This is a genomic window from Paucisalibacillus globulus DSM 18846, from assembly GCF_000482485.1.
In the GTDB taxonomy this organism is placed as follows: domain Bacteria; phylum Bacillota; class Bacilli; order Bacillales; family Amphibacillaceae; genus Ornithinibacillus; species Ornithinibacillus globulus.
Map to the genome: position 1 here is coordinate 84830 of NZ_AXVK01000021.1, position 26399 is coordinate 111228.

At 37.5% G+C, this 26399-nt stretch carries 25 protein-coding genes and 2 riboswitches; of the genes, 17 read left to right on the plus strand and 8 right to left on the minus strand.

All coding sequences use genetic code 11. The annotated features are described in order from the left end of the window. The first annotated feature begins 178 nt into the window (after positions 1–178). From K332_RS0106630 to K332_RS0106665, 8 genes are all read left to right on the plus strand, one after another. Complete coding sequence (locus K332_RS0106630; RefSeq protein WP_026906762.1) at positions 179–751, plus strand: bifunctional transcriptional activator/DNA repair enzyme AdaA; 573 nt, start codon at positions 179–181, stop codon at positions 749–751. Continuing rightward, a complete protein-coding gene (locus tag K332_RS0106635; RefSeq protein ID WP_026906763.1) occupies positions 748–1656 on the plus strand; it encodes a DNA-3-methyladenine glycosylase 2 in 909 nt (302 codons plus the stop codon). Before K332_RS0106630 ends, K332_RS0106635 begins: the two co-directional genes overlap by 4 nt. Further along, positions 1649–2125: a methylated-DNA--[protein]-cysteine S-methyltransferase gene (locus K332_RS0106640; RefSeq protein WP_026906764.1), complete on the plus strand. Its 477-nt coding sequence runs from the start codon at positions 1649–1651 to the stop codon at positions 2123–2125. Before K332_RS0106635 ends, K332_RS0106640 begins: the two co-directional genes overlap by 8 nt. Positions 2126–2446: 321 nt before the next feature. After that, a complete protein-coding gene (locus K332_RS0106645; RefSeq protein WP_026906765.1) occupies positions 2447–3541 on the plus strand; it encodes a glycerol dehydrogenase in 1095 nt (364 codons plus the stop codon). A gap of 688 nt (positions 3542–4229) precedes the next feature. Next, complete coding sequence (locus K332_RS0106650) at positions 4230–5303, plus strand: Wadjet anti-phage system protein JetD domain-containing protein (RefSeq protein WP_026906766.1); 1074 nt, start codon at positions 4230–4232, stop codon at positions 5301–5303. Beyond that, positions 5300–6808, plus strand: a complete 1509-nt coding sequence (locus tag K332_RS0106655; protein WP_026906767.1) for a hypothetical protein — start codon at positions 5300–5302, stop codon at positions 6806–6808. The genes K332_RS0106650 and K332_RS0106655 overlap by 4 nt, the downstream gene beginning before the upstream one ends. Next, positions 6805–7551, plus strand: a complete 747-nt coding sequence (locus K332_RS0106660) for a DUF6063 family protein (protein ID WP_026906768.1) — start codon at positions 6805–6807, stop codon at positions 7549–7551. Before K332_RS0106655 ends, K332_RS0106660 begins: the two co-directional genes overlap by 4 nt. Then, complete coding sequence (locus K332_RS0106665; RefSeq protein ID WP_026906769.1) at positions 7529–11986, plus strand: coiled-coil domain-containing protein; 4458 nt, start codon at positions 7529–7531, stop codon at positions 11984–11986. Before K332_RS0106660 ends, K332_RS0106665 begins: the two co-directional genes overlap by 23 nt. A 57-nt stretch (positions 11987–12043) precedes the next feature. On the opposite strand, the gene K332_RS22020 is transcribed toward K332_RS0106665, so the two are convergent. After that, positions 12044–13123 (minus strand): MFS transporter, encoded by a 1080-nt coding sequence (locus K332_RS22020; RefSeq protein ID WP_245604641.1) that lies wholly within the window; start codon positions 13121–13123, stop codon positions 12044–12046. Positions 13124–13302: 179 nt separating this feature from the next. Beyond that, positions 13303–13401: riboswitch (purine riboswitch) on the minus strand. 193 nt (positions 13402–13594) lie between these two features. Between K332_RS22020 and truA the strand changes: the two genes are divergently transcribed. Further along, positions 13595–14332: a tRNA pseudouridine(38-40) synthase TruA gene (gene truA / locus K332_RS0106675; RefSeq protein ID WP_026906770.1), complete on the plus strand. Its 738-nt coding sequence runs from the start codon at positions 13595–13597 to the stop codon at positions 14330–14332. Positions 14333–14693: 361 nt separating this feature from the next. On the opposite strand, the gene K332_RS0106680 is transcribed toward truA, so the two are convergent. Further along, positions 14694–15131, minus strand: a complete 438-nt coding sequence (locus tag K332_RS0106680; protein ID WP_026906771.1) for a hypothetical protein — start codon at positions 15129–15131, stop codon at positions 14694–14696. A 620-nt stretch (positions 15132–15751) separates the two neighbouring features. Between K332_RS0106680 and queC the strand changes: the two genes are divergently transcribed. The 3 genes from queC to queF are packed head-to-tail and all read left to right on the plus strand — an operon-like array spanning position 15752 to position 17533. Further along, positions 15752–16438 (plus strand): 7-cyano-7-deazaguanine synthase QueC, encoded by a 687-nt coding sequence (gene queC, locus K332_RS0106685; RefSeq protein WP_281170907.1) that lies wholly within the window; start codon positions 15752–15754, stop codon positions 16436–16438. Then, positions 16431–17006: a VUT family protein gene (locus K332_RS0106690; protein ID WP_026906773.1), complete on the plus strand. Its 576-nt coding sequence runs from the start codon at positions 16431–16433 to the stop codon at positions 17004–17006. Before queC ends, K332_RS0106690 begins: the two co-directional genes overlap by 8 nt. A gap of 38 nt (positions 17007–17044) precedes the next feature. Next, entirely contained in the window at positions 17045–17533 is a 489-nt protein-coding gene (gene queF / locus K332_RS0106695; protein ID WP_036688279.1) for a preQ(1) synthase, read from the plus strand. 104 nt (positions 17534–17637) lie between these two features. Here queF and K332_RS0106705 read toward each other — a convergent pair whose 3' ends face one another. The 5 genes from K332_RS0106705 to K332_RS0106725 form a co-directional block, all read right to left on the minus strand. Beyond that, the gene (locus K332_RS0106705; RefSeq protein ID WP_036688282.1) at positions 17638–18228 is read right to left on the minus strand and encodes a YkoF family thiamine/hydroxymethylpyrimidine-binding protein; all 591 of its coding nucleotides are present in this window, start codon (positions 18226–18228) and stop codon (positions 17638–17640) included. A gap of 63 nt (positions 18229–18291) precedes the next feature. After that, positions 18292–19017, minus strand: coding sequence for an ABC transporter ATP-binding protein (locus K332_RS0106710; RefSeq protein WP_026906776.1), 726 nt, complete (start codon positions 19015–19017; stop codon positions 18292–18294). Continuing rightward, on the minus strand, positions 19018–19785 hold the full coding sequence (locus K332_RS0106715; RefSeq protein ID WP_026906777.1) for an ABC transporter permease: 768 nt from the start codon (positions 19783–19785) through the stop codon (positions 19018–19020). It lies immediately after the preceding gene. Continuing rightward, on the minus strand, positions 19782–20069 hold the full coding sequence (locus K332_RS0106720; RefSeq protein WP_026906778.1) for a thiamine-binding protein: 288 nt from the start codon (positions 20067–20069) through the stop codon (positions 19782–19784). The genes K332_RS0106715 and K332_RS0106720 overlap by 4 nt, the downstream gene beginning before the upstream one ends. 33 nt (positions 20070–20102) lie before the next feature. After that, positions 20103–21107, minus strand: coding sequence for an ABC transporter substrate-binding protein (locus K332_RS0106725; protein ID WP_026906779.1), 1005 nt, complete (start codon positions 21105–21107; stop codon positions 20103–20105). 143 nt (positions 21108–21250) lie between these two features. Then, positions 21251–21360, minus strand: a riboswitch (TPP riboswitch). 291 nt (positions 21361–21651) lie between these two features. Between K332_RS0106725 and K332_RS22025 the strand changes: the two genes are divergently transcribed. The 3 genes from K332_RS22025 (at position 21652) to K332_RS0106740 (ending at position 24087) form a co-directional block, all read left to right on the plus strand. Beyond that, positions 21652–22953, plus strand: a complete 1302-nt coding sequence (locus tag K332_RS22025; protein ID WP_036688286.1) for a DEAD/DEAH box helicase — start codon at positions 21652–21654, stop codon at positions 22951–22953. Positions 22954–23044: 91 nt separating this feature from the next. Continuing rightward, positions 23045–23668 carry a hypothetical protein gene (locus K332_RS0106735; RefSeq protein WP_026906780.1) on the plus strand — a complete coding sequence of 208 codons (624 nt, stop codon included), beginning with the start codon at positions 23045–23047 and terminating at the stop codon, positions 23666–23668. A 47-nt stretch (positions 23669–23715) separates the two neighbouring features. Beyond that, on the plus strand, positions 23716–24087 hold the full coding sequence (locus K332_RS0106740) for a nucleotide excision repair endonuclease (RefSeq protein ID WP_026906781.1): 372 nt from the start codon (positions 23716–23718) through the stop codon (positions 24085–24087). A 185-nt stretch (positions 24088–24272) separates the two neighbouring features. On the opposite strand, the gene K332_RS0106745 is transcribed toward K332_RS0106740, so the two are convergent. After that, positions 24273–24473 carry a YjzC family protein gene (locus K332_RS0106745; protein WP_026906782.1) on the minus strand — a complete coding sequence of 67 codons (201 nt, stop codon included), beginning with the start codon at positions 24471–24473 and terminating at the stop codon, positions 24273–24275. A gap of 1005 nt (positions 24474–25478) precedes the next feature. On the opposite strand from K332_RS0106745, the gene K332_RS0106755 reads away from it, so the two are divergent. Both K332_RS0106755 and K332_RS0106760 read left to right on the plus strand, forming a co-directional pair. Continuing rightward, on the plus strand, positions 25479–25673 hold the full coding sequence (locus K332_RS0106755) for a hypothetical protein (RefSeq protein WP_026906784.1): 195 nt from the start codon (positions 25479–25481) through the stop codon (positions 25671–25673). Next, positions 25670–26260 carry an ATPase gene (locus K332_RS0106760; RefSeq protein ID WP_026906785.1) on the plus strand — a complete coding sequence of 197 codons (591 nt, stop codon included), beginning with the start codon at positions 25670–25672 and terminating at the stop codon, positions 26258–26260. Before K332_RS0106755 ends, K332_RS0106760 begins: the two co-directional genes overlap by 4 nt. Positions 26261–26399: the final 139 nt, after the last annotated feature.

Below are 26399 nucleotides of genomic sequence, written 5' to 3' on the forward strand. Positions count from 1 at the left end.
TTTATTTAGGATGATGGTGATCGTAACAATTATTGATATTGGATAAGGCAAATGAATGGTTTTCAAGACCATAAAAGTAAGAATGAGGATGAATCTATGGTTTCCTCTTGTTAAAATAGGATATAACAAACAGTAATATAGTCTTTACTTGGATTAACAAAGAAAGTAGGTACAGCCAATGACAGTTATTAATCTTTCATTTGATGAGATGTGGGATAAGTTTGTTACTTGTGATCATACTTATGATGGTCTATTCTTTACGGCTGTCAAAACTACTAAAATTTACTGTAGGCCATCTTGTAAATCTAGAAAACCGAAGAAAATAAATGTGGAATTTTATCCTGATAGGAAGGAAGTGGAGAATGCCGGGTACCGTGCATGTAAGAGGTGTCAGCCGGAAGTGGAACATTCCCCACATATAGCGTTAGTAAGAGAAATTATCAGCTTTCTGGTAAATCATTCTAGACAAAGATTACAATTGAAGGATATTTCTGATCATGTTGGGTTAAGTCCTTTCCATCTTGAACGGATTTTTAAACAGGAAACTGGTGAAACACCGCGTAGCTATTTGGAAAAAATACGTGTTGATAAAGCTTCACATCTTCTTAAAACAACAAACCATACGAATCTAGAAATCTGCTTTGAGGTAGGATTTCAAAGTCCTTCCAATTTTTATAAAGTATTTCGTCGGAGTAAACATTGTTCCCCTAGTGAATATCGGGCTCGAATGAGTAAGGAGGCAGTAGAATGAAATGGATAAATCATGGGAAAAGCATGGAGATTTTTCCTCCAAAAGAATTCGATTTTGACGAGTGCCTTATCTTCTTAGAAAGGTCGGAAGGGGAGATATTGCATCAGATTAAGGATGGCTATTTATATAAACTGATTAAAATAAATGACGAATTAATTTTAACAAAAATAGGGAGTGAATCCCATTCGATTCAAGTAGAATTCCCAATCGGTATCCCATCTGAAACTACTGGGGAAATAGTTGCTGAATATATTTGGGAATGGTTTGATCTTGGTCAAAATCTGGGAGAGTTTTATGAAATGGCCCGAAAAGATACAATACTTGACCAACTAGCTAATGCCTACTATGGGTTACGAATTATTTGTATACCTGATTTATTCGAAGCGTTAACATGGGCAATCTTAGGGCAGCAAATTAATTTAACATTTGCTTACTCGTTAAAGAAACGACTTGTTGAACAGTATGGGGAGTCCCTTACCTACGATGGTCAGACTTATTGGCTATTCCCAACGCATGAGAAAATAGCTGAATTGGAAATAGAGGATTTGAAAAGGCTTCAGTTCAGTACAAGAAAAGCAGAGTATGTTATTGGAGTCGCTGAAGCACTGACTAGTGGACAATTTTCAAAAGAAACATTGCTGGACTTAAAAGAATATCATTACGTCCATCAAGCGTTACTTTCTATTAGAGGTGTAGGTGCATGGACTGCGGACTATGTGATGATGAAGTGTTTACATTACCCTGATGCATTCCCTATTGCGGATGTTGGCCTTCATAATGCACTGAAGCAACAACTGGGTCTCGAACGTAAACCTACTATAGAAGAAATCGAAAAGATAGCAGTAAACTGGAAAGGTTGGGAAGCATACACAACCTTTTATCTGTGGAGGTCTTTGTATGAGTAAACAACATAAGGTAGATTATCAATCACCCATTGGGATTGTAGAAATAGTCGGGACAGAGGAAGCCATTGTTTCTATTCTGTTTACGGAAAAGGAGAAACAAGAGTATGTAAAGCAAGGTGATACTCCGAAAGTTTTGGAGCTTTGCTGTCTTCAATTAGATGAGTATTTTAAAGGAGAGCGGAGTACATTTTCATTCCCTTACGTCACGGAGGGGACAGCCTTTCAAGAAACGGTGTGGAATGCTTTAACGCAGATACCCTATGCTGAAACGGGCTCGTATAAAGATATTGCAATTACTATCGGAAATGAAAAAGCTATTCGTGCGGTGGGTAGTGCGAATGGGAAAAATAAGTTGAGTATTGTTATTCCATGCCATCGGATAATTGGTTCTAATGGGAAGTTGACTGGTTATGCTGGTGGGCTGTGGAGGAAGGAATGGTTGCTTCAGCATGAGAGGGAATTTAAATAGGTGATGAATTTGCTACACCATGAATCCTGTAATCGTTCTAAGCCAAATAGCTCTATGTCAGTAGTGGAAAAAATAATAGTCCAAAATGTAAAGCAATCTTATTATGACAAATATGTGAAGTGTTTCACAAAATTATCGAAAGATGATATAATAAATTTATCGCAGGTTAACTAGCTGTAAGACCCCCACTTCAAGAATTGTAAGTGGGGGATCAACAGCCAGTAAAAGCCCGATTCGTTCAACTAACAATCAGTAGGGAAATGCAAAAACCCCTACTGATTGAAGTTTCACTTTATAATAACTTAAGGAGTGATTCATATTATGGCAAATATCGTCTTTGTTTCCCCCGGAAAGTATGTTCAAGGAAAAGGTTCATTAAAACAGATTGGTGAGTATGTAAAACCTTATGGTAATAAGCCATTAGTTGTTGCTGATAGCATTGTTTGGGAAATTACAAAAGAAAAAATTGAAGAAAGCTTTTCTTCTACTGCAATTGATTTCCATTATGTAACATTCAATGGTGAATCTTCTTTAAATGAGGTGAATCGAATTGCAGAGGAAGGCAGAGTTAATTCCGTAGATGTTGTAATTGGTGTTGGCGGAGGAAAGACACTCGATACTGTAAAAGCAATTGCGGATGAACTTAATGTTGGGGTAATCATCGTACCAAGTACTGCTTCAACGGATGCTCCTACAAGTGCCCTATCTGTTATCTATAGTGATGATGGTGTGTTTGAATCGTATAAATTTTACAAGAAGAATCCTGATCTCGTATTAGTTGATACAGAAGTCGTTGCAAATGCACCAGCTAAATTATTTGCTTCAGGTATTGCAGATGCAATGGCAACTTGGGTGGAAGCTAGAGCTACATTTGAAAACAATGGAAAAGCCATGGCTGGTGGAAAACCAAGCATTGCGGCTAGAGCAATAGCTGAAAAATGTGAAGAAACGCTATTTGCATATGGAAATGCTGCCTATAAGGCTGTTCAGAAAGGACTTGTAACTGGTCATGTGGAAGCGGTAGTTGAAGCAAACACATTGCTTTCTGGGCTTGGATTTGAAAGTGGCGGTTTAGCAGCAGCACATGCTATCCATAATGGTTTCACTGTATTAGATGGGGATATCCATCATCTAACCCACGGTGAAAAAGTAACATATGGTACGTTAACTCAACTCGTATTAGAAAATCGATCAACAGAAGAAATCGTAAAATATATTCGTTTTTACCGTTCATTGGATTTACCAACAACATTAAAAGAGATGCATTTAGATAAAGTATCTTATGAAGATCTATTAAAAGTAGGAACTTCTTCCACTCAGGAAGGAGAAACGATGTCTAATTTATCACCAGACATTACACCTGAAGATGTCGCTGATGCAATCTTAGCTGTAGATCAAATTAGTCAATTAGCATAGCTAGATTTGAAGCAATTGATAAACAAATAAAAAACGATCTCGAATGTCTAAATAGTTAGAATGAAATGTGGGGACGGAAACGCTGCTTCAATATTATGAAGCCTTGGATTCGTCCCCATATTTCATTAGAGGGAGATATTCTACTTGGTCATATAAGAATGTACTTGCTATCCTTATAATAGTCTTTTGCAAAATAATTACTATTAATGATTTGATTATATAAACCATTAGCTTGCGATGTACTAGCTCCATAAAGAGCATTTGCTGCTGCCTTTACCGCCTTTTCAATCTTCTTTCTTTCATTTTGACCATATTCATACTGTTTTTTAGCTTCTTGTTTATCACCTTCAAAGATTTCAACCAGCTCTTCGTATGTTGCTCCTCCGAAAGAGATATAACTAGTACCGTCATAGGTAATTCTTTTTACATGATTGTTACCGACTTCAACAGAAACAATAAAACCAAAATTATCATTTAAACTAAATACTGTTGAATACTCTGTAAAGACCCCTGCGTTTCTTAGAATAGTCTTTACTTTAACAGAAAACTTATTTGGGAATTTTTAACTAACTTTTTATAGCTATTTAAAGCCGGTGAACCTGTCCCCATGGCTTTTTTTGGTTTATAATATAAGGATGGCCCATGGAATAGTTGTGATTATTTGGATGATGGGATGAAGATGAAGTAGGTGAGTTCAATCGATATAGTAGAGACGAGGGTGCGTGGGTTTATTTCGGATATTCAACACCCGAAACAAAAAAAGAAGATTAATGTGAATGATTTGGAGCTTCAATTACGGAGGCTTTTGGATAATTATTTTGAAATGAATGGGTATCAATTGTTTTACGAAGCGATGGAGAAATTGCACTTGGAAGGGGTACTATCCCCGATTCAAAATAAACAATATAATGGCAAGTCACCGGCTCTTCCTCTGTATTATTGGGTAAATACTAAAGCCCAAGAAACAAAGTGGGACCGGCTCAAGATGATGAGGTTAAGTGACAAGTTGGATTTTTCCTATTATGAGCGTCATCCTGAATATCAAACAAAAGAAGAATGGGAACGAATTGAAAAATTATATCTATTTTTGCAAACGGCTGAGGAACGTGAAGTGGTTTCGGTTGAAGAAAGAAGTCTAGAGCTCTTTGGTCATGAAAAGTTCCTACAAGATAGCGACCTATTTCCAGAGGGAAAGGGCTTTTTAACCCGAATCGGCATTCCGGAAGAGAAGTTGAAAATGGTGAAATACGGTGAACCTTTCGTATTCTGGCTGAAACAGGGTAGAGAAATTAAAGATATTCAGCGGGTTCTCATAGTGGAAAATCTAGCATTCTTCCATACTTCCATTAGGCTATTAGAAGAGAATATGCTTGATTATGAACCAGAGCTTATTATTTACGGAGAAGGAATGAAAATTGAACGAAGCTTTTCTTTTTTCTTTCAGTTATTTCCACCAAAAAACTATCTTTTTTATTACGCTGGCGATCTTGATGCGGAAGGGTATGGGATTATCTTCCGGCTAATGGGGAAGTTCCCAGGTACAAGTATCCAGCCAGCATTAAAAATCTATCGGAAAATGCTCCAGTTTTTTGAACAACGAAATGACCAAAACAAAAGACAAACACAAAACACGATCTACCGTGATGCTTTCTTCCAGTGGTTTACAGAAGAGGAGCAAGAGCTTCTACAACAATTATGGCAAGAAAATAAACGAATTCCCCAAGAAGTTTTAACAATTGAAACATGGAGGCGCTTATTGTGAACGAATCATGGGAAGGCTTTGCAGGACGAATCAGGCGACTCAACCCACTGTTTGAGCTAGGGCGGGGAATGGAAGTTGGCGAGTTAAAACCATATCTCCAATCCATCCTCATGCAAGTGCTCCTGACTATTTTTTATCGTGAGTTAAATGATGACGACCAGCGGCGTAAATCTGATATAAAATATATGGTAGAAGATACAATTAAACAAATGAAGTTACTCGCAGATGAGAAACAAATTGAACGGATTACGAGTGGGCTCCTGTATTCAGGGAAAGAGGAATACAGTCAACCTTTTGAAGCTTTCTATTATGATGAAGTAAGAGAGGCTTGGGAGACTCAAGTGTTCCGTTACGTGTCGATGGATGAACTATATACTAATTTGGAAATTGGTAGTTCCATCGTTTATAAGCTGACGGATGTAGCGCAGGAAATGATTTTTATGAGTAGGGAAATGGCTGAAGAATTTTCCATTACAATTGAACAACTTTATAGTATCCAGTTAATTAAAAATGGTAATTTTCGCAAGGCGACACGCAACCTCGACCACCTCATTTCACGGGTTAACCGCTTAATGGCCAATGAATTCACCTTCGGGCAGGAAATGATCAATAATCCCAAAATCCTTTTAATCGAAGCAGAGCGGCAAAGAGCTGACAATCGGATGGATATTGAAAAGCAATTTGAAGAAGAAAAGAATCACTTTCGGACGATTACAAGTATGATTGAACGAACAAAACGCCAAAATGCGGAGGATGATGCTATTCATCGGGAATTGGTGTTGCTTCAGGAGAAAATCGGTCATTCGAGATCATTGCATGATCGATTTGCTAAACTTGTGATTCAGAATATCTCGTACGAAATTAAATTAAAAGTAGAAAATCCGTCCTTGTTTTGGGAAAGTAGTTTGGTGTCATTCAAGGAGCATATATATGAAAACTGGTTTTTAAAAGAAGGCATGACGTCCTTTTCTGACGTAGAAACCATTCTATCTCCGTTATTTTCACCGAAGAATGAATTTATTTTACCCCTCGATTGGATCTGGGGTGAGCAAGAATTTAATGAAAAAGAGGAAATAGATGGACCTGAAGAAGAGGAGGAGAAAGAAGGTACCATCCATCAGCGTATCACGAACTGGGATTCCGTGGTGAAGGCCTGGAGCTATGTATTCCAATATTTACAAACACATCAAGAGTTTTCCTTAACCAATTTAAAGGAGCTACCGTTAGAGGTGCAGGATTTATGGTTTGAGGAGTCGGAAACGATTGATTTATGGATGATGTTTGATAAGAAGCCATTGAAGGTGCAAGTGATGCATCGGAAGGAAGAGAACCTTAATGATGAACGGGAAATTCTGTTGTATAAACTGATGCAGGAATATCCGCAGTTTCAGCAGCTGGAAGGCTTAAAGATTTATACAGAATTTGATCATCGTGCCGAGCCTTTCCTCTGGTATGAGATGAAAATCACACCATTTAAGATTTGTGTAGAGGGGGAAATGGAATGAACGCAGAAGTAATTAAAAAGGCGTCGGCCGTTTATTTTTCATTATTAAAAGAAAAAGTGATTGACGAAACGAGTGAACATTTTCAAGTTTATTTTGAACCAGAAGTAAGACAAACCGTTCTATTACTCGCGGACGAATCGGGTACATATATTATTGAAGCCCCGAAACGGGTTCATTTAGTGGTTCAACCAACGGGTTCTGTCTTCGCGACTAATTTTACCCATATGAGGGACAGACATAAGCAAGTGGAAACGAAAAAGCATTTTCACCTGATGAGCGTGGTGTTAATGTCATTTCTAGCAAGTATTGATCAGAATCAGGCGGCTAAAGTTCGGGCGAAGCGGGAAGGGATTAGCTATTATTCTTTAGAACGACAAGTGAATGACCTAATCGTGAATTGGGAGACAATCTTGAAAACCAATCCGGACTTTGGTGATAAAGAACGAATCGATATGAAAGATGTCGTTACCACGTGGAAGTATATGGAAGTTGATCGAGACGATTTCGGTATTAAAAAAGGAAATAAGCGGACAAGAATCGGGCTGATTGCAAGTAGTATGCGACTACTCGAAACAGAGGGCCTCCTAGTCATTCTTGACCGTGATGATATTCCTAAAGCAATTCCGAAACAAGAGCTGTATGAGCGGATCGACTATTTATATCATGATTATGACCGCTATGAATTAATGAAAAAATTAGTGTCACAAGAGGAGGATACGCATGCCGAAGATACACAAGATTAGAATTGTTGGCCTGAAATATGATGGCATGCAAAAACAATATAAAGATACCACGTTTAATTTTCACAATGAGGAGACATCCGTTAATGGCCTGATTTCCATGATGAATGGTGGCGGAAAAGGGGTATTCCTACAAGCTATTTTCCAAATTGTTAAACCAGGTACAGCCTGGGGAAAGCAAAATAATCGGTATTATCAACAGTTCTTCTTTAATCAAAAGGAACAATTCATTCCATATACTTTTCATGTGCTAATTCAATGGGAATTAGATGGTGGGGACAGTAATCATCTCATAACAGGCGGCATGTTCTCTGCTGAACAACGTGTTTCCATGAATGAGGAAGAGGATACCGAAAATAAAACGCTGGAACAAGAAGCAAAAATCATTCCCAATATTACGTTTTACACGCGGGAGTTTGAGCGGCAGGAAGAGGCAGCTTTAGAGCATATTCCTCTTTATGAGGATGAAGAGATTGCCGAGCCGGAGAGTTTGAAAGATTATTTGAGATGGAATGGTTTTGATGTGTACAAGGATACGAAGAAGCATTATCGTATTCTAGATACATACGCGATTAATCGGAAAGACTGGGATATTTTAAAAGACATTAATAAAGATGAAGGTGGCGTAGGGAAATACTTCGAGGGAGCGGAAGATGATCATTCACTTTTCCAAAAGCGAATTGTACCTACGATAAGCCAGGTGTTACACCGGACAGAACATCAGAAGAATGACTTAGTTGAAATCTTTAAAAGTCAGGCAAGTATTGCGAAGGATTTACCCGTGTTATTAAAAAGAGAACAAGCACATAAAGAGTTCTTGGAAGATATTGTGCCGTTTGAAGAACATCTAGCAAAAGGTGTGCTGCATAAAGATATTGTTCAGACAAGTACAAAAGACGGCAGACAGCTTTTAGGTGCTTTGGAGCATTTGAAAAGCCAAGAAGAGGATACACGTGATTCCTTAGAGAAAGAGATGGAGAAATTAGTAGAAAAACAAGATGATTTACGGTATCAAAAAGACAATTTAGACTATGCGTTGGCCCATCGTGACGTGTTGGACTGGGAAAAGAAATTAGCGGAAGAACGGAAGAAACACGATAATCTACAAGAGGATGTAAAAGAAAAGCAAGCGCGTAAAGACCAGTTAGCCTTTGAACTTTTATTAAAAGAGTGGAAGGATGTTGAACAAACAATTCACTCGCTTTCCGCGGCCATTCAGAAGCTAGAAGAAAACAGTGGACTAGGCGAAATTAATCAAAAAATGGCTGAAATCAAGGAAGAGGCCGAAAAACAATGGGCGATTTCTTATGAGGCAATAAGAGAATCTGTTAAGCAATATGTTGGCTATCAAAGGTTTTTGAAAAAGAGAACTTTAGAGCTTGCAAAACAGGATAAGCAAAAGACCGGGGAGATTGCAAGAATTGGTACAGAAATTGATAGACTCTATACGGAAATGAATGCGTACGAGTCAAAAGAAGCTGCCTTTACGGAGGAATTTGGCGACCGATTAACGTACGATTTACCGGGATTAATCGCAAGCTTTTCAAAACAAATTGATGACAAAAAAGCAAGATTAGTAGAAATTGAGGAGAAATACGAAGCATCGGATGAACGACAAACTAATCTTGCAGCAACACGAGGGATATTGTCCCAGTCTATTCAGTATTTGGAAGAAAAATTGGAAGAACTAACGCGTTTAAATGAAGTTCAAAAAGATAAAGAAGCTAAACTAGCATCCAAGCTTCAGGGGTTACTAGATTCGGTGGCAGAACCGTTTACCCATTCCCTTTTATCCAAATATGCCCTCGAGATGGAAGACCTATTGAAACTTGCTTTAGAACAAGTAGAAGGCATAAAGAAGGAATTGTGGGAAACCCAGCTGGATTATTCCTTGAATGATGAACATTTCTGGATTGCCAATAAGGATGTAAAAGAATTAAAGGAATGGATGGATGAGAAGACAGGAATCGATGTCTTTTATGGAAGTCAATTTCTTCAATCCTTAAGTCCTGAAGAACTGGCGAATCACCTGGTAGCCTATCCTCTTCTTCCATACGGTTTGGTTGTTAATGGACAGCAATGGGAAAAAATCAATCAGCAGTTACTTACAGGTCGTATTTTTAATAGTCCGGTACCGATTTTCTTACGTGAGCAAATGAAGAACGATTCAAGTAACTCATCGTTTGTGATTCTGAATGGAACAGAGAGAGAGCTGTTAACAGATAAACATCAATTTTCTAATTGGAAAATCCAAATCGCGAAATCAATTGAAGAGAAGAAAAATACGTTATCCGAATTGGAAAAAACAGAAACTACGTATCGACGGGTGTTAAAAGAAATTGATCGATTTGTATCGGGTGACCTTTCCAGTGATATGGAAAAAACATTGGATGCCGAAAATAGTGCGCTTCTTTCTAAACGAACAGAATTACAAGAAGTCATCACGAAGCAAGCGAACGAAAAAGAAATCCAATTGCAGCTAAAAGAGGATTTGGAAAAGACAAAGCAGAAAATGGAAAAGCTAACGTCTAATGTTACTCGATTAGAAGAGTTCTCCAAGGAGAAGGAGCTTTATCAAGAAAATAAGCGAGTTAAACACGAGAAAGAGCAACTAAAGGAAACAATAGAAAAGGCCCAAGAGGAAATCAGCCGAGAATACGATGGATTTGTAGAGCGGCAAAGTGAATGGAATCAAACGTATTTGGAATGGAAGCTACAGATTGAGCAATCCATTAAGGAGATATCCTTCTATATGGAAGATGTTGCGTTTCCGAGTGATGAAAAAGGCGAGCTCTCCGAAGAGGTACCACCTTTATCTGCACATATTTTAGAAGATATCATGGGGAGTATCGATGAGTTAAGAAACTTGCAGAAATCAAAAGAGGAGCAAGCACAAGAACTACTCGTAACCCAAGCGAAAATAGAAAGTGAACAGAAGCAACAGAAGAAACTGGAGAAGAAATTGAATGCCCTCAACGAAGAGTGGAAAGACGCTCGTGTTCCAGACGAACCGAACGCCATTTTAGAAATGATGCTGCAGAGTGCAAGTAAGGAGTTAAAGGCAGCAGAAAAAGAAGAGCGGGAGCAAGGAACAGCAGTCACTGTTGCCGAGACATCGGTTCAACACGCAATGGTTCAGCGCGATAAGTCAGTGAAAAAGCTAGCGAAATATGATAAACAAGCGGAACCTTGGGAAGAGCTGGATTTACAAATAAAAGAGGTTGAAATTAAGGACCAAATGAAGAAAACGAAAGATGAAATGAAGCATTTGGAAAAATGCCAGAAAGAGTCGGTTGCGAATATTACCGGTTATGAGGGTGATATGTTGACGCTCTCGGTTATTTTGAAGGAGGAAGCGGCAGCCTTTACAGAGGAAGATGTTGAAAAAATTAAGAGTCAAGGAAAGTCCGGTATTCTTAATTGGTGTGAACAGCATCAAGCATTAGAGGGAGAAGGCCAGGAGAAGCATGCGAAGATTGACCAATCCTTAAGAAATTTAAAACAGACGATTGAAGGCAAGGATTGGGAGATTCGTTTTAAAAATGAAGTATTGACGACATTGGATCATATGGATACAAGGCATTATGACCATGTCGGGAGCGTTGTAAATAATATGAAGCGATTCTCACAAAGTGGGTTAGAGCAATTAGAACGAGACAAGGAAAGGGCAGAGAAGGCGCAGAACTTCTGGGCTAGTCGCGCTAGCATGAAAGTGATGAGTATAGCCGATGCGATTCGTTCCATGATTGCGAAAATGAAGCTGAAAAATGAGCGTGGCACGTTCCCACTTGTTCAATTGAAAGAGGATATTTTACCGAAGCGAGCAGAAGAAATCGAAGCCCTATTAGGACAGCATTTCGTCGCAAGCATTAATCAAATCACGAAGCAATTTGATTTAATTGATGATAATAATCGTGCGTTAGATCAAGAAATCAAACGACTCGTTAGCGATGAGAAGATTCTTTTTGTATCTCTAAGAAATCGTTATCCAGAGCTTCTTGTCTATAATATGCGGACGGATAATGCCTTTATGTACGGGAAACCATTAAGGGAGCATTACTCCACTTGGCAAACCATTAACCAAGGTTCGATGACGAAATCAGATGGAAGCGGCGGTCAAAAGCTATCCGCTCGGATGGTAATGATGATGATGTTATTATCGGTGAAAAGTGAAACAAATCAAAGCTGGGTACCATTAGTGGTGGATAATCCATTCGGACAAGCCGCATCAGCCCATGTTCTTGATCCAATCTTCGCCGTTGCAGATAAACTGAAGTTCCAATTCATTATCGTTACACCACCAGAATTGGTGAAAACAGAAATTAGTCAACGATTCGAAGCCTATTATAAACTCGACTTCCTACGTGAAAAAGGAAAAGAAATAATTACAGACACAATAGTACCAGCATTTCGAATACACCAAGGTGTAGAAAGTTAAAAAAATTCATGGGGACAGTTCCTCGGTTCAGCCGAGGAACCTGTCCCCATGGTGCTTTTATTGTGCTTCTGAAGCTAAAACAGTATTCGTTCTTTCTTTCGGTTTTCTTGTTAAAGAAAAGATTGCACATAGTAAGGAAAGGATAACGATGGCTCCTCCAAACCAGGACATATGTGATACTGATCCGGTTTCGTTTAATACGATACCGCCAAATGCTGAACCAAGTGAAATACCTATTTGTAGTGCTGAATTATTAAAGCTTTGCTGAATGTCAGATGTAGCAGGATCTGTTTGAATCAGGTAACTTTGTTGTGGTGGAGATAGACTCCAACTTAACGCTCCCCAAACCATCATAACTGGTATGAACACAATAAGTGAAAATGTAGTAAATGGTAATAGGAACAGCACGACTGCAAACAAACTGATAACAACGATGATGCTCTTCTTAGCTCCAATCGAATCGGATAGAATTCCCCCGAAAGCTCCACCACTTACTGCTGCAATCCCAAATAATAGATAACAAATACTGATCCAACTGGAATTTAGATGAAGTTCTGTTTCTAAAAACGGAGTAAAGTATGCATAAATCGTATAATGTCCCGCTAGCAAAAACATCGTTGCTAAATGTGCACTGCCTATTTTAAAGCTCGCCACAGCCTTTAATTGTTGTGAAAGTGGCGTCGTGTTTTCTCCCTGGATTCGTTCAAAGAAGATAGAAATAAGCACAAACGAACCTATCGATAAAATAGCAATTCCAAGAAAAATAACGCGCCAGCCAAAAGCATCGGAAATCATAATTCCAAGTGGTACACCCATAACTAATGACGAGCTAATTCCCATATAAATAAGCCCCACTGCCTTCGCTTGATGTTTTGGTGCAACAATCTTTGCAGCAATGGTTAACGATAATACGACGATAAGTGCTGTACTCATCGCACTCAAGACCCTTGCAATCATTATAAAGGTAAAATTCGGACTGAAATAAGTCATGATATTACTAATGAAAAAGATAAATAAGGAGATAAGATATAACTTTTTACGCTCTATCTTACTAGTTAACACTAGTAAAACGGGGCCGGAAATGGCATAAATAAGTGCAAAAACCGTGATTAATTGTCCAGCAGAGCTTATGGAAATGTTTTAATCAGTTGCGATTGTTGGTAGTATTCCACCAACGATTAATTCAACAAGCCCAACGGAAACAGTGGATAATGAGAGTATAAAAACTTTTAGATTCATATTGTGTTTTACTTCCTTTCTCATGATGTGAATAATAAGATGATTTTTGAAAACAAAAAAATCCTGATTACAAAAAATGAATCATGTTCATTTTCTGTAATCAGGATTTTAAGGTTCCTGGTAGAGACCCTCGAGCCATATTCCGAGGTTATACAGGTATATTTATTTTTAGCACTTAAAATAGTGTACTAGCTATCAGATGATTTTTCAAGTGTTATTTTTCCTGATAATGTTTCTTCCCTTTAGGTCCCTATTGCCTTAGACAAGGCTAACCATATGGAGTAAGATAGTAGAGGTAATATATTGAGGAAAGTTAACAGGTAATCTGTACCGTAAATATAAAGTTTATAACAAGGAGAAAACAAAACAATGAACAATTACAAATTAACCATTCAGTATGATGGTGGACGTTACAAGGGTTGGCAACGACTTGGTAATAGTGACAATACCATTCAAGGAAAAATTGAAAATGTCTTAACGGAGCTGGCAGGAGAGAAGATTGAAATCATTGGATCTGGAAGAACGGATGCAGGCGTCCATGCCCTTGCTCAAATTGCTAACTTTAAAATGCGTAAAAATGCAACAGAAGAAGAAGTGATGCAATATTTGAACAGATATCTACCTAATGATATTAGCATTGTGGATGTGGCGTTAGTGCCTGATCGTTTTCATGCACGCTATAATGCAAAAGATAAAACCTATTTGTATAAGATTTGGAACGAGCAATACACCCATCCCTTCATGCGAAAGTACAGTATGCATGTGGAGGAACAACTTGATATTGAAAAAATGAGACAAGCATCGCAATATTTTTTAGGTAAGCATGACTTTACTTCCTATTCCAATGCTAAGTCGAAGAAAAAGTCCATGGTACGTGAAATATATTCCATTGATATAAAAGAAAATGAGGGCTTTATCGAAATTAAATTGCAAGGTGATGGCTTCCTTTACAATATGGTAAGAAAAATTGTTGGAACATTAATTGAAGTTGGGTTAGGCGAAAAAGATGCTGCAGCCATACCAAGTATTCTTGAATCGAAAGAGCGAATTCAAACAGGTCGTATGGCAGATGCTGAAGGGTTGTATTTGGAGAAGGTTGGTTTTTAACATCATATTTTTTTACCGATATTGGGTCTGCCTCCATGTCTAGTGGAGTAGTGGATATTAACTTAATTTTAAAAAAGCAGGAAACACATATAAACAGTTCCATGATGAGGTGCAAAGTCCTAAATAACAAAACTAACAGGCGAAATCAAAAAAAAGGTTTTGCTTGTTATTTTGTATTGATATAATAGCGATTTTCATTCAATTAATCAGAATTACTTTTTTAAAAATTTTATTCAACCATCTGGAAATGATGATAATAATAATTTTGGGAGTGAGCTATTATTTTGAAGTATTGCACCCGTTTAATTTAAGTAGATGATAACTTTCAAGCGTATTTGTTACTAATTATTTTTTTAGACCATTATACATTTCGTTTTAATAATTCATCTAAATAATCCCTTACAATATCCGCACGTTTTGGATTTAGCCGGTCGCTAGTTTCAAGTTGTGAAAGTGGCTTCAGCTTTTTAATCGCTTCTAACTCTTTCTTCCGCAACAATATATTTCTATCACCAGAGCTTAACCCCTCAACTTCATCAATCAATTCATAGATTTCAACAATTAATTCAAGGTTATCGATTGACAAATCATCACCTTTCAATCCAAAATATGAAGGATTCTTATGAAGTTCATAAAGATGAGTAGAGCATCTAGTCATCATGGAATAGGATTGTCCTATATACAAAGACTTGTATTCTACTTTATTTTCTCCAGACAACCCTATTTTAATATTATAAATTCCAGGGCCAATTGCTTTTTTAATTAGAAATTCATTTCTTTCAAAGAATCGGATTTTCATAATCATATTCTCCTTTTAAATTTGTTTTGAACTATAATTTTTACTATACATTCTTAGGTTCGTAACTGTCTCATTTTCAAATACATCTATTATACAAGCCGCAGCTCCAGTATTCGGTTGAGATGCACAAATAAGAATGGCTTTCCATCAGAATGATTAACTCGTGTTTCTCCATATGGATCATAATCAGGAAGAACTGCAGCAAACTCTTTAACTTGTATTTTAATTTATTATCCTTTTTAACAATTCTGCTTCTTTTATTGAAGCACGTTTCTTCACAAACATAATTTAACTATACCATGTATCGCATTATGTAACTCACTATTCTAAAAAACGCTTAAAAAGGTCTCTTCATTCTTTATTAGGAAACCCTGCTAGTTTAATATCTACTTTATCTGTTATTCGCAATCATGAATGTAGGTAAGTGTGTTTTTTAGTGCTAATTATAAAATACCACCTCGCAACGAAAAAGTTTGATATGACTGTTGTCTGCTTTCTTATTTTTGCTTCTCAACCATCTTTAACCTCATCTTCATTATAAAACGGTAATTACGCTTCTTTTACCAACCTATCCCAATCACAAAAAGTACGCTATACTATAACTCAGAGGGTTCGTAACCATCCCCTCTTTAAACAAAACTAGGGAGGAATTTAACATGGAAAAAGCAGTAGTTGTATTTAGTGGCGGGCAAGATTCGACGACATGTCTCCTATGGGCATTAGAGACATTTGAACACGTTGAAGCCGTCACTTTTTTGTATGGGCAAAGGAACGTGTCAGAGCTTGATTCAGCTAAGAAGATTGCCGAGGATTTAGGGATAAAACATACCGTTCTGGATATGAATTTGCTTAACCAACTGACCGATAATGCGATGACTAGAAAGGATATGGAAATCGATGAATCCGGGGAAGTGCCCAATACATTTGTTCCAGGAAGAAATCATCTTTTTCTATCATTCGCCGCTGTTTTCGCAAAAGGTATCGGTGCAAGGCATATCATCACTGGCGTAAGTGAAACGGATTTTAGTGGCTATCCGGATTGTCGAAACAATTTCATCCAATCATTAAATCTGACGTTAAACCTTGCCATGGATCATAATTTCGAAATACATACGCCATTAATGTGGAAAAACAAAGCAGAGACATGGGAAATGGCAGATGAAATGGGAAAACTAGAATATATTACAAAGCATACAACGACCTGTTATAACGGGATTATTGGGGACGGGTGTGGGGAATGTCCTTCCTGCAAAATAAGAAAGCAAGGGCTTGATGCTTACCTAACAGGGGGGCGAGCATATGTATAGGATTCTCATATACTTATTATCTATTGTTCTTGCCAATGTGATTACAGCTAAATTCGCCCCACTTAATCTTGGGTTATTTATTATTCCGTATGGGACGTTACTTATTGGATTGACACTGGTCATGCGGGATATGGTGCAGAATAAATATGGCCGGACCAAAACATATATGTGGATTGCTGCAGCACTTGCAGTGTCGGCGGTTACGAGTCATCTTCTGGGAGATGCATTATGGGTTGTATTTGCCTCGACCCTTAGCTTCATTATTTCGGAAACGACAGATACTGAAATATACACACGTTTCAAATTTCCTTTTATCAAGCGTGTGATGGTTTCAGGCATTGTCTCTGGATTTCTTGATTCTGCAGTATTTGTCATCATTGGAATAGGGCCATTAGGTCTTGGCTATGTCTCATGGGATTTGGTTCCTTATGCAGTAGCAGGGCAATGGGTGGCGAAAGTGCTTATGCAATTGATTGTTGCAGGAGGAATAAGACATTTCGTTATGAAATTGGGAATCTATGAGCCGAATATATCTGATTTTAATCATACAAAGACACAAGCCGTATAGGCAGTACGATATATGAAAATAATTGGAGGAGAATAAACATGAAAGCAAGCGATACAAAAGACCTTACCTTATTGGGAAATCAGAATACGAAATATGAGTATGATTACGATCCAAGTGTACTAGAAACATTCGAGAACCAACACCAGGAAAATAATTACTTCGTGAAATTCAACATTCCAGAGTTTACGAGTCTCTGCCCAATGACCGGGCAACCAGACTTTGCGACAATCTATATTTCCTACATTCCTGATAAGAGAATGGTAGAAAGTAAGTCACTTAAATTATACATGTTTAGTTTTAGAAATCATGGGGCGTACCATGAAGATTGCGTCAATATTATGATGAAAGATTTAATCGAATTAATGGATCCAAGGTATATTGAAGTATGGGCAAAATTCACTCCACGCGGAGGTATTTCGATTGATCCATATTGTAATTATGGTGAGCCGGGGACAATGTTTGAAGAGATGGCTAGTACGAGGTTGATGCAGCATGATCTTTATCCGGAGAAGGTGGATAATAGGTAAGTGAATCAGAGGGGCGGTTCTTGTGCTTCAAAATTTGATTGTGTGAAGCATGAGAATGTCCAAAAAGGTCAGCCCCTACATCTTAGTAGGGGACTGACCTTTTTTTAGTTATGTGATGGACTATTTGCTGAAATGGAGATGGTCATGACGGTATGACTGGATCCACCTTCCACCGTCGCATTAAATACTTTTTCTAAGCCATTGAATACTTGGATTGCTTCACCTGCTAATCGTGTTGCTAAGGGGGAGGAAGATACGGTAACAAACTCTTTCATCGCTTCGATTTGTTGATAAATAAGATCCATGTAATTCCCACCACCTAAAGGGTAGAGAGAGAACTTAGCTGCAACATATTGTTTCGAGTCTTTTATCTTTTCATTATTTACTGGGATATCACCAACGTCAAGGTTAGAATCCCCATCAGACCCTCCAGGACATCCACAGGAATAAGTTGCTTGAAATGCAACATGTTTCCCAGTCTTTGCCGCATGCATAAATAACGCATTTGTTACATCGAAAACATGAGCAGATGTCCCGCGTACACTTGTTGAAACATCATCTGTTTTCAACCAAACGTTTGATGTATCCACTTCTTCCAACGCCCCTAGAATGATGTCAATAAAATCATCACTCATCGGATGAATGGAAAAATTTGCACTTACAATAGTATTTCTTCCACAAGCTTGTTCTTGCATAGAAATTCCTCCTCATTTTTAATACTTTCAGAGATGTTCAGCTTAGGGCTCTTTAAGCCTTTCTTAAAATTGAATCACATCAATAATTTTCTTTTTCCATTGAAGAAATTCTTCAGAAAGCAATAGATCGCCATCCCTTGGTCTTTTAAATGGTACTTTGATTACGTCTTTAATTTCTGCAGGATTTACGGATAAGATAATAATTTTGTCGGATAAAAATAATGCCTCATCAATGCTATGTGTAATAAATAGAATCGATTGTTCGTAATCCTCCCATATGGACAGGAGCCACTTTTGCATGTCTGTTCGAGTAAACTCATCAAGAGCAGAGAACGGTTCATCGAGCAACATGAGGGATTGTGGACTTAACAAGGCACGGATGAAAGCGACCCGTTGTTTCATTCCACCAGATAACTCATGTGGATACGCATGAATGACACCACCCAGCCCTGCTCTTTCTAACATAGCTTCAGCCCGTGTGTAATCCTTCTTTCCTTGTAATTCCTGTCCTAATAACACATTTTCTAGAATAGTTTTCCATGGAAAAAGGGAAGCCTGCTGTGGCATATAACTAATGAAGCCACGTTTATTTGTAATTTCTTCACCGTTCAAATATATGTCCCCAGCATCTGGTCCTAAAAGGCCTCCAATCAGATTAAACAGGGTACTTTTTCCACTTCCAGAGGGACCAATCAATGAGACAAACTCACCATCCGCTACGTGAAGTGAAATTTCCTGAAGTACCTGTTTTTGTCCAAATGACTTACTCACATTATGTAATTCCAACATCTACGCATTTTCCCCCTTCTGCTGCCAGCGAATGAAGAACTTCTCTAACAATAGAATCAGTCCATAAAAGGCTAAACTTATGACCATTGCAACAATAATGGCCACAAATACTCGTGATGTACGATAAGAAGAGGCAGCAAGTGTCATAAATACCCCAATCCCTTTTTGTGCACCCAACCATTCTGATACGACTGCTGCCATTACGCTGTATGTTCCTGCTATTTTTAATCCTGAAAATATCGAAGGAACGGCATGTGGCAATTCCAATTTCCAGAATAACTGAGCTTTATTAGCACCCATCATTTTCATATAGTGGACTAACTCCCGATTCGTTTGGGTAAATCCTCCTAAGGCAGATACGGCAATCGGAAAGAAACATGCTAAGGTAATGATAATTAACTTAGGTAAAGCATTGAAACCGAACCAAATCACAAGTAATGGGGCCAGAACAATGATGGGCATATTCTGAGAAATAATGATAAAGGGAAAAAAGGTTTCTCGAACTCTTGGCATGAGATGTAATATGGTTGCCACTCCTAGACCAACTGTTGTCCCAATTAGAAAACCAGAAACAGATAACGTTACTGTTGACCCTAGATGGGGTGAAAATGTTGGAATGACGTTTCTAGCCTCCATCACAATATCGGAAGGGGCTGGGAGTAACCATTCCTCAATGGAAAATAAACGTGTCGCTACTTCCCATAGCCCGAGAAATATTAATATGGCAAGGAATGGTCTCCATATTCTTTTCAGTAAACTTGTTTTCATTGGTATTTCTCCACTAACTCATCCATTGTGATCCCTTCTTGTCGATAAGCAATTTTTACTTGGGAGATTACACTTGGTACACCTAACTCTGACATTTTTTCATTCATTTTCTGTACAATTTGTAGTAGTTCCGACAATTCTCCCTCCATGGTTGTTTCCAATGGATGTACTTTGTATTTCACATTTGTAGCCTCTATTACGGCAATTGCTTCGTCCACAAATGAATATAAATCTTTCTCATCGACCTTGGGAATTACTTGAATACTTAGCAAGGCATTTGCCATACAATCACTCCTACTTTTCTGTAATCAATTAACCTACTTATCTGGCAAAAACTCATTCGTAAATGCATGATCAACATCTACTGCTTCATCGATAATTTCATTTTCTAATAGAAAGTCAGCAAATTTCTGCCATCTTTCTTGTTCTTGGATGCCAAATTGTTCTGCATCATCCTGGTACCGAGGTGATAGCCAGTCTTGACTGCGTTTAACAAGACCAGGATCAAGATCTGGTACCTGATCAATTAATATTTGCGCTGCTTCTTCTGGATGTTCAATTGCAAATTCATACCCTTTTACAGCTGCATGTGTAAAAGCTTTTACTAATTCTGGATTGGTGGAAATCATTTCTTCACTTGTAGCAATAATCGGTGTATAATAATCAAGTTCATCAGAGAAATCAGCAAGGTACACCATGTTCAAATCAATTCCACGAAGCTCTGCTTCAATCCCGGTCCACCCGTAAAAAACAAGGGAAAAGTCCACATCTCGTTCAACTGCAACAAAAAAGTCAGAGTCCCCAGTTGTAATGAAATCAACTTCTTCCACATTGGCATTGTCATTTTCCATCAATGTCTTCATCATCGCTTTTTCCAGGTCAGAACCATAGGCACCAAACTTTTTCTCTTCAAAGTCTTTTGGCGATGTAATCCCTTTTCCTACAGGGGAAGCATAACCTGCTGTATTATGTTGCAGCACTGCAGCGATCGAGACGAGTGGAAGACCTTCCGAGCGTGCCTGTGTTAGCCCTTCTTGGTAACTAATCCCAAAGTCTGCTTTCTCTGCTGCTAGCAGTTGATTCACACGTACTTCTCCAGGTAGTAATATTTCAACATCAAGTCCTTGTTCTTTAAAATAACCTTTTTCCTTTGCAACATAAATCCCAGTGTGGTTCGTATTCGGTGTCCAATCAAGTGCAAATTTTACAGGAGTTAGGTCAGCGTTATTTTCCTTGTTATTTCCTTTGTTTTCATTGCTTTGACCACAGCCTGCTATGAAAATGATACCGATAAACAAAATGATACTAATCAAATTCTTCAAGTTAATCCCCCCATTAGTTTTTCGCTATATTAGTAGGGTCCCTTGAAAATGATTGGCGAATCACCAGCATGCTAAAACAAAATAAAAAGTGCGCTAAAGATTGGTTCTTTAGCGCACAGGAATGTATCTCATTTATGTAAAAATGATTCTAATGAAATGTTCCCTCCGCTGGTGCCAACCAGATCAGGTTCAAAGGGTCAGTATTTCTAGAATACAATCTCAGCTAGCATCACTAGCCCCCCCACATATAACGTATGAAATTTTTATACGGCATTACAACACACAGTATGCCACAGTTATAAGATGGTTGCAAATAAATATTACGAAGAGAAGAATTTAGGAAAAAATAATGAATCAGAGGGACGGTTCTTGTGCTTCAAAATTTGCTTGAGTGAAGCATGAGAACCGTCCCCATGCTCCATCTACATGCTTCATTCCCTTTAATAATCCAAATCTCTCTGTAAATACTAACCAATATGCTATAGTATACACGCCTTTAAAAAAACAAACTGGCATTAATATACGAAATGAGACGTGATTAACCTTGCCTGACTTTTTACAACTTGGAATTCGAAAAGAGATTAACCATACATTACAGTCATTAGGAATAGTAGCTCCTACTTCCATCCAAGAACGGACGATTCCATCAGTACTAGAGGGGAAGGATGTTATTGCAAAAGCACAAACGGGAACAGGAAAGACGTTGGCTTTTGTTCTTCCTATTCTTGAAAAAATTGATGTGGAAAAATCAGATGTTCAAGCACTTATATTAACTCCAACAAGAGAATTAGCGCAGCAAATTTCAAAAGAAATAAAGAGAATGGTTGAAAATGTAGAAGGTATCAATGTGTTGGCTGTCTACGGTGGTCAGGATGTGGCGCATCAATTAAAAAAGTTAAAAGGTGCCACACATATAGTCGTTGCAACACCCGGTCGGTTATTAGATCATATTCGTCGTGGATCAATCAATCTTTCAACTGTTCGGATGCTTGTATTAGATGAAGCTGACGAAATGTTACATATGGGTTTTCTTCCAGAGGTAGACGACATCATTTATGAAACACTATCTTCTAGACAAACCATGCTTTTCTCTGCAACAATGCCTAACGAAATTCGCTCTTTAGCAAAGAAATATATGGTAGAGCCAGAATTCATTGAAGTGAAAGCAAAACGTGTTACGGTTGATGTGATTAAACAAGTAGTCATTGAAACAACGGATAGAAGAAAGCAAGCAACATTACTGCATTTAATTCAAGAACACCGTCCTTTTTTAGCGATTATATTCTGTCGTACAAAAGTCCGTGCTAAAAAACTACACGATGTCCTAATTGCGAGTGGGTATGAAGCAGACGAATTGCATGGTGATTTAACACAGTCCAAACGCGAAAAAGCAATGAAACGATTTCGTGATGCGAAAACGCAATTTTTAGTTGCAACAGACGTTGCTGCACGAGGCCTTGATGTAGAAGGGGTAACACATGTATATAATTATGATATTCCACATGATGTTGAAAGCTATATTCACCGAATTGGACGTACCGGGCGTGCAGGTGGAGACGGGGTGGCCATTACTTTAGTAGCCCCTAAGGATATGGAGTTCCTACGAATGATTGAAAAGGGGATTCAACAAAAATTTGACATACAAGTGATTAAAGGAATAAGTATTCCCAATCGGGAGGATTATGATAGAGTAAGCTCTGAACAAACAAAAGAAGCAAAATTCTCTGAAGGTCGTAGAAAAGCCGGCGGGAATTCGGCGAAGCCTCCTTCAAATAGGAAACCTAATAATCGTCGACCAAAAGGTAATTCAGGTACTACAACAAGAGGTAGAAAACGTACTCGCTAAAGAGTGAATAACACGAAATGGCGTGCTTAACCCACAATGCACGATAGCAGTACTGCACTGGGTCAGGCACCATATTCAGGAGGACACACCAATGTTACATAAACGAATGAAACAATACATTTCATCAGAATTGATGAGTGAAGAGCAGCAAGCTGCAACCTCGGTTGAAATATATCAAGAGGAAAAAGAGTTTATTACGAAATATAAATTAATCTCAAATGACATTACATTAATAGAAAAAGATCCTACGACACGTTTCCTAGATGCTTACATTGAAAGATGTGATAAAGAAACAGAAGAAACACTTTCTACAGAATCATTCGCTTTTTTAGAACAACCGATTGATTACCTTCAAAAACACAAGAATGAATTTCTATACCTAGAATCGAATTGGTTTGAACTAGCTGGCATCGATGCGGTTTCGTTTGAAGTGAGTGATGTATTTGGTACATACGACGTTATGGTAGGATTGAAGCTGCAGAAAAAATTTGAGCTATCTCTTAAAGAAAGTTTAAGTAAAGAATTACTTGGAGATGAAGCAAGGTTTGAATTGATTTTCAATCAAAAGGATGGCATGTGGGACTTAAATTTTGCCTTGAATTATGTGCAAGGGTTTAATGAGGATATGTCATTAGAGCAAGCTTATCGGTTAATTTATCGATTCATTTTTAAACTAGTGGAGAGAGTAGAAGAAGGAAGCAAGGACGTGAATTAACTGTTATATCGTATTTCTTTCTATACAAAGAAGGGACATGTTTAAACTTGATAAAAATTAGCATACCTACTCCAGATATTACTATTACAGAACGGAAGCAAACTCTGAAGGAAAATGAACCAGGAATCAAACCTATTTATGGGTTTATTGATTTTCATCTAATACCAAGAGATAAAGGTGGCATTTTCTTATTTTTTAATATAAATAAAGAGCTTCTTTTTGTTGGAAAAGCACGAAAACTACGCCAAAGAATTAAAAAACATTTTGAGGATAATTTTTCACCTATTAAAATACACAAAGACGAAGTATATAAGATTGATATTTGTTTAGTAGAAGATCCAATGGAACGAGAAATTTACGAAACATATATCATTAATCAGCTCAGGTCGAAATACAATGTTGACAAAGTATTTTATTAAAAAGTCCGTTTTAGTAAACATTGTTGCTTTTTTAGACCTTTTTATAGGAAGGGGTCTGAACCCTTTTCCTTCCGTTCAAGGTATTCGATGATCCTATCATTAGTAAGTAGAGTTAGGAGGGAGACTCAATTGTTTGTAACAATGGGGTCTCCTTTAATCCTCGTTGTTCTCTCAAGATACAAATATTACGCATATGATGTCATTTTCCAATAGGCGCCTTTATCACAAGAGTTGATTGGCGGGAATGTCTCTCCATTTTCTAGCTTAATCTTATTCTCTTCATAAGTTGGACTTGGAGAGTATGTTCCATCTGTATAACCATCCCAAGAATAGTACGCATTTGCAGGAGAAATTTGTCCTGTTTTATAACGATCTCCAATAGCCATATTTTCACCCCCTCTTACTTAAGAACATTTGTTCCTATTCAGAGTATCATATAAATAATAGATTTTCAAGAAGGAAGAAATTGATTGTAGATAAAAGTATAATAATTCTATGTTATTAAATAGATTCTGGTACTGAGAGACCTACTGGTGGAATACTCTGATTTGAAATTACAGTGTTTGTTAATGTGAAATAAGAGGGACTATCTGTCGTTTCTTTCTGTCAAAGCACCTAAGAAATTGTGCCACTTGTAGTACATCAGAGTCTATATCTATTATCTTCATAAAGATTAGGAAATAAGAACGAACCGATTAACATTCATAAAATGAATAGGTGGTATAGAATATATAAGAATAACAACACGAAAGGCAGAAGAACTACTTTAGAAGGGTGACTTCTGCCTTTTTATACTTAAGGGGATAGAAATAAAGATTACAATAGAAATGTCAAAAGGCGCCTATGAAATTGTCAAAAAAGTATACGCAGGAAGAATGATAAGGAATGAAGGTAAGATTCCGGGCTATTGGGTCTGACCCCGAGTAATTTATTGCTTCATGAATTATTATTTTTATCATCCAAGAAATCGAAAATAATCATCTACTCCTCTTTTTCCTTCTTTCTAATCTTATTTGTTTTTTTCCTTTTACTCTTTTCACTTTTATTCCTGAAATAAAGCCTGCTATAAATGAAACTATACAATAAAGGACAAATGCGCCTATAAGAATTTTTAACACAATACTTATAAAAGTAAAAAATCCAATTATCCAATCCCATATTAGGGCTATAAAGATGAATAAAAGCATGGTAAAAAGGTTCTGACTCTTTTTGTCCCATTTAAGCTAAGGGGAGAGCTGTTAATTCCATATTTTATAACTGATAAAGGTTATCAAGATTTTGTGGAATAATGGAATTCGAAGTTAAAAAATTTTAAACGAAACAGTCATACTTGAAAAGATGTAGTTGCAGCTGTAATCTGATATAATTTTTATAATAAGGTGGTGTTACTTATGTTAGAAGAACAAAATAATGTACCAAAACGAAAATTTGCATGGGTAGACAAATGGGTTAAGATGACAGGTGAGCGGGCAAGAATAGATGCAAAAGTAAATAACACTTATATTGTGTATGAGAAGAACGGCAAGTTGGTAAAGGAATTTCCTAATGGCGAAATTGTTCCTTTGAATAATGACGGTGAATCATGATGCATAAGCACAACCCAATGTTCTATGTGTTTGCTGGTAATAATGGAAGCGGAAAAAGTACAATAAGAAACTTAATTATTGACAAAATTGGTGTTGAGATTAACATTGATCCTGATGCCATCGCACGAAGAATTGATCCAGAAAACCCTGAATCAAAAAGGGTAACAGCTGGAAAAGAAGTTATAAAATCAGTGAATAAATACATTAAAGAAGGCAAGGATTTCTCTATTGAGACAACGCTTGCTGGCGGAAATGCCATTAGACAAATGCACAAAGCTAAAGAGATGGGTTATAAAATCACCATGTTTTATGTTGCTCTTAGTAATGTGAATCAGAATATTGAACGAGTTGCAATGAGAGTAAAAAATGGAGGGCACGATATTCCAACTGAGGATATCATTAGAAGAAGTAAAACCTCTTTTGAACATCTCCATAATAATGCCATTATGATTGATAACCTTGTGTTAATCGACAATAGTCAAGACGATGGGGAAATTGTTTTGGAAGTAAATGATGGTCAGATTACTTTTGAATCAAGTAATTTACCAATATGGGCTTATCCTGTTCGGGAACAATTCAAATTATAATGATTTCAAATTCAACAAACAGTTTTTTTATAATATTTGTTCATAAAGTAACTCACCTTGCCCGCTAAGTAGTGTGAGTTACTCTTTTGTTATACGTATTTAATTAGCCACCACATTACTGTGGATAACTAAGACTGAT